This window comes from Sulfitobacter sp. L-8 (genome assembly GCF_056859255.1).
In genome coordinates, this window is the sequence record NZ_JBSXOD010000042.1 from 41,514 (window position 1) to 54,323 (window position 12,810).

At 59.0% G+C, this 12,810-nt stretch carries 17 protein-coding genes and 1 pseudogene; 15 read left to right on the forward strand and 3 right to left on the reverse strand.

All coding sequences use genetic code 11. The annotated features are described in order from the left end of the window. Nucleotides 1–12 precede the first annotated feature (12 nt). Together AC13DE_RS06370 and serS are read right to left on the reverse strand one after the other, a co-directional pair. The gene (locus AC13DE_RS06370; RefSeq protein ID WP_483047394.1) at nucleotides 13–720 is read right to left on the reverse strand and encodes a hypothetical protein; all 708 of its coding nucleotides are present in this window, start codon (nucleotides 718–720) and stop codon (nucleotides 13–15) included. A gap of 61 nt (nucleotides 721–781) precedes the next feature. Continuing rightward, on the reverse strand, nucleotides 782–2,074 hold the full coding sequence (gene serS, locus AC13DE_RS06375) for a serine--tRNA ligase (protein WP_483047395.1): 1,293 nt from the start codon (nucleotides 2,072–2,074) through the stop codon (nucleotides 782–784). Nucleotides 2,075–2,391: 317 nt separating this feature from the next. On the opposite strand from serS, the gene yajC reads away from it, so the two are divergent. The 15 genes and pseudogenes from yajC (at nucleotide 2,392) to AC13DE_RS06450 (ending at nucleotide 12,331) form a co-directional block, all read left to right on the forward strand. Further along, nucleotides 2,392–2,670, forward strand: a complete 279-nt coding sequence (gene yajC / locus AC13DE_RS06380) for a preprotein translocase subunit YajC (RefSeq protein ID WP_446297538.1) — start codon at nucleotides 2,392–2,394, stop codon at nucleotides 2,668–2,670. Nucleotides 2,671–2,706: 36 nt separating this feature from the next. Continuing rightward, the gene (gene secD / locus AC13DE_RS06385; protein ID WP_483047396.1) at nucleotides 2,707–4,356 is read left to right on the forward strand and encodes a protein translocase subunit SecD; all 1,650 of its coding nucleotides are present in this window, start codon (nucleotides 2,707–2,709) and stop codon (nucleotides 4,354–4,356) included. Nucleotides 4,357–4,368: 12 nt separating this feature from the next. Continuing rightward, nucleotides 4,369–5,334, forward strand: coding sequence for a protein translocase subunit SecF (secF, locus tag AC13DE_RS06390; RefSeq protein ID WP_446297540.1), 966 nt, complete (start codon nucleotides 4,369–4,371; stop codon nucleotides 5,332–5,334). Beyond that, nucleotides 5,327–6,082 (forward strand): sulfite exporter TauE/SafE family protein, encoded by a 756-nt coding sequence (locus AC13DE_RS06395; protein ID WP_446297541.1) that lies wholly within the window; start codon nucleotides 5,327–5,329, stop codon nucleotides 6,080–6,082. Before secF ends, AC13DE_RS06395 begins: the two co-directional genes overlap by 8 nt. A gap of 4 nt (nucleotides 6,083–6,086) precedes the next feature. Next, entirely contained in the window at nucleotides 6,087–6,440 is a 354-nt protein-coding gene (locus tag AC13DE_RS06400) for an Mth938-like domain-containing protein (protein ID WP_446313505.1), read from the forward strand. A gap of 1 nt (nucleotide 6,441) precedes the next feature. After that, on the forward strand, nucleotides 6,442–7,059 hold the full coding sequence (gene ccmA, locus AC13DE_RS06405; protein WP_483047397.1) for a heme ABC exporter ATP-binding protein CcmA: 618 nt from the start codon (nucleotides 6,442–6,444) through the stop codon (nucleotides 7,057–7,059). After that, on the forward strand, nucleotides 7,056–7,712 hold the full coding sequence (ccmB, locus tag AC13DE_RS06410; RefSeq protein WP_483047398.1) for a heme exporter protein CcmB: 657 nt from the start codon (nucleotides 7,056–7,058) through the stop codon (nucleotides 7,710–7,712). Before ccmA ends, ccmB begins: the two co-directional genes overlap by 4 nt. Nucleotides 7,713–7,764: 52 nt before the next feature. Continuing rightward, nucleotides 7,765–8,499: a heme ABC transporter permease gene (locus AC13DE_RS06415; RefSeq protein ID WP_483047399.1), complete on the forward strand. Its 735-nt coding sequence runs from the start codon at nucleotides 7,765–7,767 to the stop codon at nucleotides 8,497–8,499. Next, entirely contained in the window at nucleotides 8,499–8,648 is a 150-nt protein-coding gene (ccmD, locus tag AC13DE_RS06420; RefSeq protein WP_446297546.1) for a heme exporter protein CcmD, read from the forward strand. The genes AC13DE_RS06415 and ccmD overlap by 1 nt, the downstream gene beginning before the upstream one ends. After that, nucleotides 8,641–9,180, forward strand: coding sequence for a DsbE family thiol:disulfide interchange protein (locus AC13DE_RS06425; protein WP_483047400.1), 540 nt, complete (start codon nucleotides 8,641–8,643; stop codon nucleotides 9,178–9,180). The genes ccmD and AC13DE_RS06425 overlap by 8 nt, the downstream gene beginning before the upstream one ends. 141 nt (nucleotides 9,181–9,321) lie before the next feature. Further along, complete coding sequence (locus AC13DE_RS06430; RefSeq protein ID WP_483047401.1) at nucleotides 9,322–9,543, forward strand: hypothetical protein; 222 nt, start codon at nucleotides 9,322–9,324, stop codon at nucleotides 9,541–9,543. A gap of 55 nt (nucleotides 9,544–9,598) precedes the next feature. Further along, nucleotides 9,599–9,973 (forward strand): transposase, encoded by a 375-nt coding sequence (locus tag AC13DE_RS06435; protein ID WP_483047402.1) that lies wholly within the window; start codon nucleotides 9,599–9,601, stop codon nucleotides 9,971–9,973. Beyond that, complete coding sequence (tnpB, locus tag AC13DE_RS06440; protein ID WP_483047403.1) at nucleotides 9,970–10,317, forward strand: IS66 family insertion sequence element accessory protein TnpB; 348 nt, start codon at nucleotides 9,970–9,972, stop codon at nucleotides 10,315–10,317. Before AC13DE_RS06435 ends, tnpB begins: the two co-directional genes overlap by 4 nt. 62 nt (nucleotides 10,318–10,379) lie before the next feature. Beyond that, nucleotides 10,380–12,035 (forward strand): annotated as a pseudogene (gene tnpC, locus AC13DE_RS06445) (IS66 family transposase). Then, nucleotides 12,035–12,331, forward strand: a complete 297-nt coding sequence (locus AC13DE_RS06450) for a hypothetical protein (RefSeq protein WP_483047404.1) — start codon at nucleotides 12,035–12,037, stop codon at nucleotides 12,329–12,331. The pseudogene tnpC and the gene AC13DE_RS06450 overlap by 1 nt, the downstream one beginning before the upstream one ends. 11 nt (nucleotides 12,332–12,342) lie before the next feature. On the opposite strand, the gene AC13DE_RS06455 is transcribed toward AC13DE_RS06450, so the two are convergent. After that, nucleotides 12,343–12,714, reverse strand: coding sequence for a glyoxalase superfamily protein (locus AC13DE_RS06455; protein ID WP_483047405.1), 372 nt, complete (start codon nucleotides 12,712–12,714; stop codon nucleotides 12,343–12,345). Between the last annotated feature and the right edge of the window lie 96 nt (nucleotides 12,715–12,810).

The window sequence follows — 12,810 nt, forward strand, 5'->3', positions numbered from 1 at the left end:
TTTTTTTACGGATTAAACCCGCCGCCAAGCACGGTAGGTCGGCAGGATCAGCGCAATTGCTCCGCCCGCAGCGAGCGCTGCCACCGTGGGCGACGCGTTGACGTTTTGCACGATCACGGCGACCAGCGCCCATATTACCGCAATCCCGTAGGTCGGTGCGCGTCGCAGGGTTGATTGCACGCCGGCAGCGATCACGATGGCCAGACCGACGAACACCAGCCCGGCGGTGTTCGCGCTCATCCAGCCATAGCCAGCGGCCAACAGGCCCAATGCAACGCAGGACGCAGCGCTTAGCCAGCCCGCGTACAAGCCTACCGGAAGCGCTGCAAAACCGCGATCATCGCGCGGGGAACGAAACAGCGCATAAAGCGCCGATATCAGCATTGCCCAAATCAGTATCGCCGCCCAAACCGGGCTAGCGACGGCTACCGCCAGCCAGAAACACCCGATAAACAGTGAGATACTGAGCGGCAGGCGCATATCGTGCCAGATATAGTCCTCGCGCCGCTTCCAAAGGCCCCAGGCCAAACCGACGATCAGCCACAGATAAATCAGCCCCCAGATCGAAAACGCGTATCCCGCGGGCTGGACCGGTGGGTTATCCTGGGGGATAGGGAATTGGTCGGGCGAAAAACCGTTAAAGCCAGACACGAAAAGCGGCGATGCGGCAAAACCGATTGCCAGCAAAAAGGTCAACAGGGCAATGAAGGAACGGGACATGGGGCTACCTTGCGTGGAAATCACTCTGCGCGATAGATAGCCCGACCAAGATCGGTATCAATCAGCGCAGATTGCCGTCTATATCCAACGTAGTTTTGCCGCCAAGATAGGGGGCCAGGACCTCGGGCAGCTTCACCGAACCGTCAGCCTGCTGGCCATTTTCCAGAACTGCAATCAAGCATCGCCCGACGGCGAGCCCCGACCCGTTCAGGGTATGGACAAACTGAGGTTTGCCCCCGTCGGCGGGTTTGAAGCGTGCATTCATGCGTCGCGCCTGGAAATCCCCCGTGGTCGAGACCGAGCTGATCTCGCGATAGGCGTTCTGACCGGGTAGCCACGCTTCGATGTCATAGGTACGGCGGGCACCGAACCCCATATCACCGGTACACAGCAGCACGGTGCGATAGGGTATGTTCAGCCGTTCCAGCAAATCCTCCGCACAGCGCAACATGCGCTTTTGTTCGTCGTCCGATTGATCGGGGTGGGTAATCGACACCATCTCGACCTTCTCGAACTGGTGCTGTCGAAGCATGCCCGAGGTGTCGCGGCCCGCGCTGCCCGCCTCGGAACGGAAGCACAGGGTATGGGCGGTCATGCGGCGGGGCAGGGCGGCCTCTTCCAGAACGTCACCGGCTACCGAATAGGTCAACGTAACCTCTGAAGTCGGGATCAACCACCAGCCATTTGTGGTCTGATAGCTGTCCTCGCCGAATTTCGGCAGTTTGTCGGTGCCGTACATCGCATCATCGCGCACCAGCACCGGCGTCATATATTCGGTCAGCGCATTATGATCCGCATGCGTGTCGATCATGAACTGTGCCAACGCACGGTGCACCCGTGCGACAGCGCCTTTCAGCATGACGAACCGCGCACCGGAGGTCTTGGCCGCGGTCTCGAAATCCATCGAGGGTGTGACACTGGCGATCTCAAAATGCTCTTTCGGGATGAAATCAAAGCTGGGCACATCGCCCCAGCGGTTTACCTCGAGGTTGTCATTTTCATCAGCGCCATCCGGAACATCGTCGGCAGGCAAATTGGGAATCCGGGCAAGCATGTCATTCAGCTGCGCGTCCAGATCCTTGGCCTCTGCCTGCATGGCGGTGACTTCGGCTTTCTTGTCGCTGACCAAGGTGCGCAGCCGTTCGAATTCGGCCTCGTCGCCCTTGGCCTTGGCTGCGCCGACCAGTTTCGACGCCTTGTTCTGCTCGGCCTGCGCCGTTTCGGCCGCCGAAATCTTGGCGCGCCGCGCTTCGTCCAGCGCCAATACCCCAGCCGTCACAGACGCATCCCCGCGCCGCGCCAATGCGGCGTCAAAAGCATCGGGGTTTTCGCGGATGGCTTTGATGTCGTGCATGGGGCTGTTCCTTCTGGCTTCCGAGTCGCGCGATTTGCGTTTGCGGCGTTATGCCCGATTGTCGCGCAGGGGGCTAGATGTGGCGTAGCGCATGATTATTGCGTTCAGGCACGGTTTTTCATCATTTGCAGGCTTTTTGCCGGTGATGGTGGCGTGTGGGATGGGGGCTGACTGCGCCGCACACCGCAGGCAAGAACGGACTGCGGCCAAATAGCACCCGAAGGCTCCTTGCAAAGCTCTGCGTCTGACCATAGGTTCCGCCAAACTTCGACGGCAGGCCGACTGCGGCATGCACCCCCATCAAAAGGACGACCTCCATGCAAGGCATTCAGCAATTCGTGCCCCTGATTTTGATCTTCGCGATCATGTATTTTCTGCTCATCCGTCCACAGCAGAAGAAGGTGAAAGAGCACAAGGCGATGGTCGACGGTCTGCGCCGTGGCGATCAGGTTATCACGGCAGGTGGGCTGATTGGTAAAGTCGTCAAGGTGAAGGACGACGGCGAGCTGGAAGTCGAACTGGCCGACAACGTCAAGGTGCGCGTCGTGCAATCGACCATCGCAACCGTTGTTTCCAAGACCGAACCGGCCAAGTAAGCGCCCTTCGCGGCCACGTCTAAAAAAGGCAGTACCATGCTTCAGATTGATCTGTGGAAACGGGTGTTGATCATCCTCACTTGCGCCGTTGGCCTGTGGCTGGCACTGCCCAACGCATTTTACGGCCCCGTAGAGCAACACAATGACGCCGTTAAGGCGATCGACGTGGCGGGCTCCACCCCCGAGCTGGAAGCGCAAAGGGCACTGTGGCCCAACTGGATGCCGTCACAGCTGGTCAATCTGGGGCTGGATCTGCGCGGCGGTGCACACCTGCTTGCCGAGGTAAAGGTCGCTGATGTTTATGCCAGCCGCATGGAGGCCACCTGGCCCGAGGTGCGCGACAGCTTGCGGTCGATCACACCGGTGCGCCGGGTAGAGGCCCCCGAGGGCGAATTGCGCGTTCGGATCGGCGACGCTGCTCAGATGGCACCAGCGCTGGAAGCGGCGCGTGCTTTGGCACGTCCTGTTCAGACGATTACGGGTGCGGGCCAAAACGATATCGTGGTAACCGGCTCGGGTGACATTATCACCATCACCCTGTCGGACGCCGAAAAACAAGCGACCGATGAACGGACGATGCAACAATCGCTCGAGATTATCCGCCGCCGTATCGACGAGGTGGGCACGCGCGAACCGACCATCCAGCGTCAGGGTTCGGACCGGATTCTGATCCAGGTGCCCGGCATCGGTTCGGCTGCCGAACTGAAGGCGATCATCGGGACCACCGCACAATTGACGTTCAACCCTGTGGTCAATCGGGGGGCAGATGAAAATGCCGCACCTGGACTTGGGAATTCGCTGCTGCCCGATGCCGAATCTCCGGGGACATTCTATGTCATCGAAACCGCACCGGTGGTCACCGGCGAGGAACTGGTCGATGCACAGCCCAGCTTTGACCAAAACGGTCGTCCGGCGGTCAGCTTCCGTTTCGACACCACGGGCGCGCGCAAGTTCGGGACGTATACGGCAGAAAACATCGGGGCACCGTTTGCCATCGTGTTGGACAACAAGGTCATCAGCGCCCCGACAATTCAAAGTGCGATACCGGGCGGTTCCGGCATCATTACCGGTAACTTTACCGTCGAGGAATCAACCAATCTTGCAGTGTTGCTCCGTGCGGGGGCCTTGCCTGCCGGTCTGACCTTTGTCGAAGAACGCACGATCGGACCGGAACTGGGTCAAGACAGTATCGACGCGGGAAAGATCGCAACCAGCGTCGCGTTTATCGCCGTGTTGTTCTTCATGTGGGCCAGCTATGGGCTGTTCGGCTTCTTTGCCAATATCGCGCTGATCATCAACGTCGGCATGATTTTTGGCCTGCTGAGCCTGATCGGGGCCACGCTGACCTTGCCAGGTATCGCAGGGATCGTGCTGACGGTCGGTATGGCGGTTGACGCAAACGTTCTGATCTTTGAACGCATCCGCGAAGAGCTCAAGACCGCAAAAGGGCCGGCGCGCGCGATCAGCCTGGGCTATGAACGCGCCCTGAGCGCCATTCTTGATGCCAACATCACAACCTTTATCATCGCCATCATTTTGTTCGTGCTGGGTTCCGGCCCGGTACGCGGCTTTGCGGTCACGCTTGGGCTGGGCATCGTCACGTCGGTCTTTACGGCATATTTCGTCACACGTCTGATGGTGGTCTTTTGGTTTGAACGCCGCCGCCCAAAGACAATTACGGTATAGGAACCTCACGTCATGCGCCTGAGACTGATCCCCGACGATACGAATATCGACTTCTTCAAGCATGCCAAACTCACGTTTGGTGCCTCAATGGTAGCGGTGTTGCTCGCCTTGGTTGTCTGGTTCACCATGGGATTGAACTATGGCATCGATTTCCGGGGCGGCACGACGTTGCGCACCCAAAGCGATGCCCCCGTCGATGTGGCCGCTTACCGGACCGCTCTGGCCCCGCTTCAGCTAGGCGACATCTCGATTTCCGAAGTATACGACCCGGCCAGCAACAGTAAAAAGCATGTCGCCATGGTCCGTATACAGGCACAGGAAGGCGAAGAAGCCGCGACGCCTGAAATGATCAGCCAAGTGGAAGGTGCGTTGAAAACCGTAGCGCCGAACATTGTCTTTACGTCGGTTGAATCAGTGGGGCCTAAAGTTTCGGGCGAATTGATCCAGACCGCGTTTCTGGCGGTGGCCGCTTCGTTGGGTGCGATCCTGATCTATATCTGGCTGCGTTTTGAATGGCAGTTTTCCTTGGGCGCGGTCGCGGCGCTGTTTCATGATGTCATATTGACCATCGGTATTTTTTCGGTGTTGCAGATCCGCTTTGACCTACCGGTTATTGCCGCGATCCTGACGATCATCGGGTATTCGATCAACGACACGGTGGTGATCTTCGACCGCCTGCGCGAAAACTTGCGGAAATATAAAAAGCGAGACTTGCGCGAAATCATGAACCTCAGCGTCAACGAGACCCTGAGCCGTACCTTGATGACATCCGGCACGACGCTGCTGGCTCTGCTCGCGCTCCTGTTTCTGGGCGGTGATGTGATTCGCGGTTTTGTCTTTGCGATCACCTGGGGCGTCATCGTCGGGACATATTCCTCGGTCTATGTGGCCAAGAACATCGTGCTTTTCCTGGGGGTCAAGCGAGACTGGTCCAAGAAAGACAACAATACAGGTCAATACGCAAACATCGATGCCTGATATATTGGCGGCTGCCGGATCGCCAATTGATCTGGTCTGGCTATTCGCGACAGTGATCATAGCGGGGCTGGTTCGTGGCTTTGCGGGCTTTGGCAGTGCGATGATTTTGATGCCGGTTGCGGCCAGCATCCTCAGCCCGGTCGAGGCGGTGATTTTTCTGGCAGCCTCCGAGCTGTTGGGCCCGCTGCCGAATATTCCGGGTGCCTTGCGACAGGGCACCCGTCGCGACATCGTGCTGTTGATGTTGGGTGTGCTGGTCGCGTTGCCGTTAGGCCTGTATTTCCTGTCGCACATATCACCCGAACCTTTCGGCTGGGTCGTTTCGACCGTGGTGCTGATCCTGGTCACATTGCTGCTGTCCGGCTGGCGCTATCACGGGCGGCTCAGCACCTCTCTGATGATCGGTACAGGAGCGTTGGGGGGCTTCATGACCGGTTTCGCCGGGATAGCGGGGCCGCCGGTCATCATGCTCTATATGGCCAGCAAGTTGCCGATTGCCGTCATCAGGGCAAACTTTATGCTGTATCTCATGGGCATCGACATTTTGCTGTTCGGGATGCTCTGGATCAGCGACATGCTGGTCTGGCCAGCGCTGGCGCTAGGATTGCTTATGGGCATACCCAGTATCGCGGCAAACATCATCGGTGCCTGGCTTTTCGATCCGAACGCCGAAAAGCTTTTCCGCAACGTGGCCTATATTGTCATCGCCGCTTCAGCTATTATAGGCTTGCCACTGTGGAGAGGATGACAACATGCGCTTGAACGAGGTCGTGTATTCAGACGCAAAGCCCGTCGAAGGGTACGGACCAGGCTTTTTCCGCATTGGCGGCAAGGTATTTCACGGTCCCGTTCTGGCAGGAACGGCGGGCACCACAGCCTGGGGCGGGTTTGATGATCTTGACCCTTTGTTGGCACTGGCCGCCAAAATCGACATCCTGTTCATCGGTACCGGTGCCGACACCGCTCATATCCCGGCCGAGATGCGCAGTGCACTGGAAGAGGCGGGGATCGGTGTCGATGTCATGTCGTCGCCTGCCGCTGCGCGTACCTACAATGTGCTGCTGAGCGAGGGTCGCCGTATCGCTCTTGCAATGATACCTGTCTAGCGTGGCATTAACTGTGACTGACCTGGCCGTAGCGCGAGGCGGCCGATCTGTGATAAGCGGCGTGTCGTTCGAGGTTGCGGCGGGCGCGGCGTTGATCCTGCGCGGACCGAACGGCGCTGGTAAAACCACCCTTCTGCGCACCATTGCGGGGTTGCAGCCACCGTTGTCCGGGCATATTGCCGGTGCCCACGAAACCATTGCTTATGCCGGCCATGCCGACGGACTCAAGGCGATGCTGAGCGTGCGGGAAAATCTGGATTTTTGGGCACAGGTCTTTGGCCAGAACGATATTGAACCTGCGATTGCTGCGTATCAGCTTCAACCTCTCCAGGATCGGCTGGCAGGTACCCTGTCTGCGGGCCAAAAAAGGCGTCTGGGGCTGGCACGCCTGATGGTAACCGGACGTCCGATCTGGGTGTTGGACGAACCCACCGTGTCGCTCGATACCGACGCCGTCGCGCTTTTTGCCGCTGCTGTTACCGACCATCTTGCAGCCAACGGTTCGGCGTTGATCGCCACGCATATCGACCTTGGGCTTGACGCCGGGAGCCTAGACCTTGCGCAGTACCGTTCTGCCGTGGACCTTCGTATCGGTGCCAGTGACGAGGCATTTCTATGATCGCCTTGCTGCGTCGCGATCTTCTGTTGGCGCTGCGGGCCGGCGGAGGCTTTGGCCTCGGGCTTGCGTTCTTTCTGATCGTTACGGTTCTGGTGCCGTTCTCGGTTGGGCCGCAATCCGATTTGTTAACCATCATAGCCCCCGGTGTGCTGTGGCTGGGCGCACTGCTTGCCTGCTTGTTATCGCTTGACCGCCTGTTGGCACTTGATTTCGAAGACGGTACGCTGGATCTGCTGGCAACCGCCCCCTTCCCGCTGGAAGCCGCGCTCAGCATCAAGGCGCTGTCGCATTGGCTGACGACAGGGTTACCCCTGGTGGTCGCTTCCCCGGTTTTGGGGGTGATGCTCAATCTCGCGCCGGGTGGGTTTGTCTGGCTTGTTGCCTCACTTGCCCTGGGCACACCGGCCCTTTCTGTCATCGGCACGTTCGGCGCGGCCCTGACCGTCGGCATCAAGCGCGGCGGGCTGCTTATGTCCTTGCTGGTGCTGCCGCTGTATGTACCGACGCTGATCTTCGGGGCAGAGGTGGCCCGCCGCGGCGCAACCGGGCTTGAAGCGGGAACCCCGTTGACACTACTGGCTGGCATCACCCTTGCTACCATCGGTCTCATGCCGTTCGCCTCTGCCGCAGTGTTAAGAATGACCTTACGGTGATCAATGTCATTTGCCCATTGAGAGCCTCGTAGCGGAGCGATAGAAACCAATCATGTCTTTGTGGGAATACGCCAATCCGGTGAAATTTTTGAGCCTGTCGGCTCGGTTGCAACCATTCTTGTGGGGGGCTGCGGCTCTGGGAATTATCGTGGGCTTGGGGTGGGGGTTTTTCGGAACTCCCGATGACTACCGCCAAGGGTCTACGGTCAAGATCATCTACCTGCATGTCCCCGCCGCGCTGATGGCGATCAATGCATGGTTCATGATGCTTGTCGCTTCGCTTATCTGGTTGATCCGGCGCCATCATGTCAGTGCTCTGGCGGCCAAGGCCGCAGCACCGGTTGGCATATCGATGACGCTGATCGCCCTGATTACAGGTGCAATCTGGGGTCAACCAATGTGGGGGACCTGGTGGGCATGGGACCCGCGCCTGACATCGTTTCTCATCCTGTTCCTGTTCTATCTCGGCTATATTGCCCTGTGGGAGGCGATCGAAGACCCCGACACTGCCGCAGACCTGACCTCGGTGCTGTGCCTCGTCGGTTCGGTGTTCGCCGTGCTGTCGCGATATGCAGTGAAATTCTGGAACCAGGGACTGCACCAGGGTACCTCGGTACCCATGGCCACCGGCGGGCGCACAGTCTCGGATGTGTTCTTTTACCCCCTGGTGATCAGTATGATCGGCTTCGGGCTCCTTTTCCTCGCTCTGGTGTTCTATCGTACGGGCACCGAAATTCGCTTGCGCCGAATTCGGGCGCTTATCGCACGCAGCAAAAGGAACCTGTGATGCCGGACTTGGGAAAATACGCGTTAGAGGTGATTTCTGCCTACGGAATCTCGACGGCGCTTCTTGTTGGCCTGGTACTGCTCAGCCTGCACAAAGGGCGCAAGGCCCGGGCTGAACTTGCACGAATCGAACACGAGAATAATGCCTAGGATCGCACCGCTGATACTTGCACCTCTTGCCCTGTTCTCGGGGTTCATTGTGCTCGCAGCGTTGGGAACGCCCCGAAGTGAACTGGCCGGATCCCCGCCGGCACCGGTTGGCAGGGCGGCCCCGGCCTTGCCCGCGCAGACACTAGACGGTTTCGCGCCAGTGCCGGATAACGTGTTTACCCGCGGTGACATAACCATAGTCAATTTCTGGGCCAGCTGGTGTCCCCCCTGTCGTGCAGAACACCCGCAACTTTTACAAATGCAGGCAGACGGGTTGGCTATCATGGGTGTCAACTTCAAAGACACTGCAGTCGCTGCTTCCAGATACCTGACCGACGAGGGCAACCCATTCAAAGGCGTCGCCTTTGATCCGCAGGGCCGCGCCTCGATTAACTGGGGCGTGACGGCACCGCCTGAAACCTTTATCGTTGACGGTAAAGGCACCGTCCTTTTTCGGTTTTCAGGCCCGTTGGTCGGCAGCGACTACGAACAACGTTTCTTGCCTGAACTCAATAAAGCTCTGTCGCACTGACCTGCAATTCCAAATGGCCCAAAATCCTCGCCGAAGGCACGCTTGCAAAAAACGGTGCCCGCAATTTTTGGCAATGAGTCTGTCCGTTTGTGCGCCCACGCCGTTTGCGCCGTTCTGAACGATATATTCTGAACGGCGTTCATGGTGCGTTTGCCGCGTCCGGGGGCAATGGTCATTGGTAACCTTGCCTTGGGCGTGCGCGTGGTTGTGGTAGCGGTCGAATTCCACGGCAGTTCAGCACTTCTTGATTTTACTGGATATCCAAGACCAGGTGCGGTTGCCCGTTCGAAGTTTTTCGGAGCGATGTGCCATTTGCATCGTAACCGCGCCATCGGCACCGCCTGCCTGAGCATCGGGCTTTGATCTAAGACACGTGTTTAACGACGTCGTTAGCGACGTGTCTGATTCGGGGTCTGCGATGCGTGGCGAAATTCTGGGCGTGGAACGGCGGCGTTTCTGGTGCGATGAGGACAAGCTTGAGATTGTCACGTCGGCGGGTATCGGCGGGGCAACGGTGACCCAGGTGGCGCAGCGTCACGAGATTGCACGACAACAGATCTACGTATGGTGCCATGAGTTGAAGAAGAAAGGTCTGTGGTCGCCGGATACTGGGGCGCTCTTTTTTTCTGTTGATATTCCGGTTGCAACCGGGGTGCCGGAGCTCTCAGGCGTCGAAACGCCGCCACCGACCGTGATGGAATTGCGGCTTCGGGGTGGTCGCTGCTTGCATTTTGACAGCACAATGGATCTGGCCGCGCTGACGTCCCTGATCCGCGCGGTGGAAGCGGCATGATCGGACCCGGGACTGGCGTTCGTGTTTATTTGGCCTGCGGCGTGACGGATATTAGGAAGGGAAGTGCAGGGTTGGCCACGCTTGCCCAGGATGTGCTGCGGCAAAAGCCTGCGAGCGGTGCGGTGTTTGCCTTTCGGGGCCGGCATGGTGACCGGCTGAAGCTGCTGTATTGGGACGGGCAAGGCTTTTGCCTCTACTATAAGGTTTTGGAGCGCGGGCGCTTCCCTTGGCCAAACTCGCAAGATGGATCGATACGATTGAACTCTGCGCAGCTTGCAATGCTTTGGGAGGGGGTTGATTGGCGGCGTCCGGATTGGGGTGCCCCGCCCGCACGTGCGGGGTGATTGTTCCTCTGATTTTGCGTTATTTATATGGTGATTAGACCTGATTCTTGGTAGTCAACCGCATGTCAAGACCAGCCGAAAACCTGCCCGATGACCCCGCTGTATTGAAGGCGATGATCGCCGCTTTGCAGGCGGAAAACGCCAAGATGTCGGCCACGTTGCGCGTCCATGACCAACTGGTTCAGGCCCTGCGTTTGCGGATCGCCAAACTGCAAAAGCTGGCCTTCGGCAAATCCTCGGAAAAGATCGAACGCGAGATTGAACAGCTGGAACTGGCACTCGAAGACCTGCTGGTCGCCGTGGCCGAAGACTAGGACGCGCTGATCGACGAAGGGCAGGACGAACCGTCGCCGGAGTAGCCCTCGGTGCCCGCGCTACGCCCGCCGCCCACGCGTCTCGGATGCGACCCTGCGGGAGCGCCGTGAGCTTGATCCCGGTGCCTGCTGCCCCGACTGCGGCGGCGATTTGCGTGTGGTGGGCGAAGATGTCAGCGAACCCCTCGATATGATCGCCGCCCAGATGAAGGTGATCCAGATCGCCCGGATCAAGAAATCCTGCCGCCGCTGCGAGCGGATGGTGCAGGACCCTGCGCCAAGCCGTCCGATCCCGGGCAGCATGGCAGGTCCAAACCTGCTGGCGCATGTTCTGGTCTCGAAATTTGACGATCACCTTCCCTTGTATCGTCAGCACGAGATATTTGCCCGCATGGGGGCTGACATTCCTGAGACCACATTGGTCGGCTGGTGTGGCCGCGCCATGAAAACCCTGTCGCCGCTGATAGAGCGGATCGAGGCTGAAATCATGGGGAGTGATCTGCTGCATGCCCTCTCTCGGGATATTGCTATGCAATACCCTGCCGGGCAGTGGACGACACGCCGATCCGAGTGCTGGATCGCTCCTTGCGCAACAAGGGCCTTGGTAAAGGGGTCAGACAAGGGCGCATCTGGGCCTATGTTCGCGATCAACGGCCATGGGCGGGGACTTCACCACCCGGTGCTGTCTATCGGTTCGCACCGGACTGGAAGGAAGAGCATGTCCTCGGCCATCTGGCCAATGCTCGCGGCATTCTCCAAGCCGACGGTTACAAGGGTTATACCAAGCTTTACCAGCCTGAACCCGATGGCGCGCCCCGTTTGCAGGAGGCGGCCTGTTGGGCCCATCTGAGGCGCGACTTCCACGATTTTTGGGCATCGACCAAGTCCGAGGTCGCCCGCGAAGCGCTCGACCGGATCGGCAAGTTCTACGACATCGAGCGCGACCTCAACGGCCAGCCCGCTGAGGTCCGCCACGCGGCGCGCCAAAGGCTGAGCCAACCAAAGGTCGCGGCCTTCTTCGCCTGGTCCGAACAGCAGCTCCTGCGTATTCCGGGCAAGAGCGATCTGGCCAAAGCCTTCAGATATGGACTGAGCCGCAGGGATGCCTTCAGCTTGTTCCTGACCGATGGCCGCGTCGCGATCGACAACAATCCGGCCGAGCGCGCCCTTCGCCCGATTGGCATTGGGCGCAAGAATTGGCTCTTCGCGGGGGCCGACACCGGCGCGGAAACCCTGGCGCGCGCCATGACGATCATCGAGACCGCAAAGCTCAACGGCCTCGACCCGCAGGCCTATCTCGCCGACATCCTGAACCGCATCCATGATCACAAGATCAACCGGCTCGACGAATTGCTGCCATGGAAGTGGGCACCGATGGCCAACCCGCAAGCCAAGGCCGCCTGATGGCTGCCGTCACGCAGTTTTACACCTTCGCCGAGGTCGCCCGCATGCTTGGCGAGGATCCGGAAATGCTGCAGGCGATCGTCAGCAACGATGACAACCTCAGCTACGGCAACATCGTCAGTGTATATACGGGAACGGACGAGGCGATCACCGCCGTCACCGATCATGGGATCGAAGAGCTGAGTGAAATGACCCTCGACGCCAGACGCTCCCCCCAAGAATGGCACAACTTCCTCGAAGACTTCGTGTCAGACCAAGACATCACGACCCGCGTCAAGGACAAAGGCCCGCGGTAGCAACCGGGCGGTTACTTTGCATCAATGAGAGCGTTCACTTGTCGCCGAAAGTTGCTGAAAAGCGATGATGTGACGACGTCGACCGCTTCGTCAAAGCGCAAGGTGATCGACCACATGCCATGCCCTGAGGTTTTTGCCGCTTTTACAACACCCTGAAAAGGTTGGCCCAGGTAACGTCCCGACACGCGGTCGCCCGGGGCCCAGCCTTGCTTTGGCGCGCCGGCTTTGGCGCTAAGGGTATTCCAGTCGCGCGCGCCCCACTGGTGCGCGACCATTTCGAGCGTCGTGGCGTGTGTCACCGGATAGCCCAGGTTCGTCAGGTCCACACGTAAACGTTTGGCTTGAGACTTCAGAAAATCCGTCGAGGGTAGTGTGGTGTCCATGTCAACGCTCCGGTTCCCGCAAATTCAAAAGGGGTCCGCATTGCCTGATAATCGCGAGATTGGGCGTGTTGATAAACGAAGGCTTCACCTGGATGC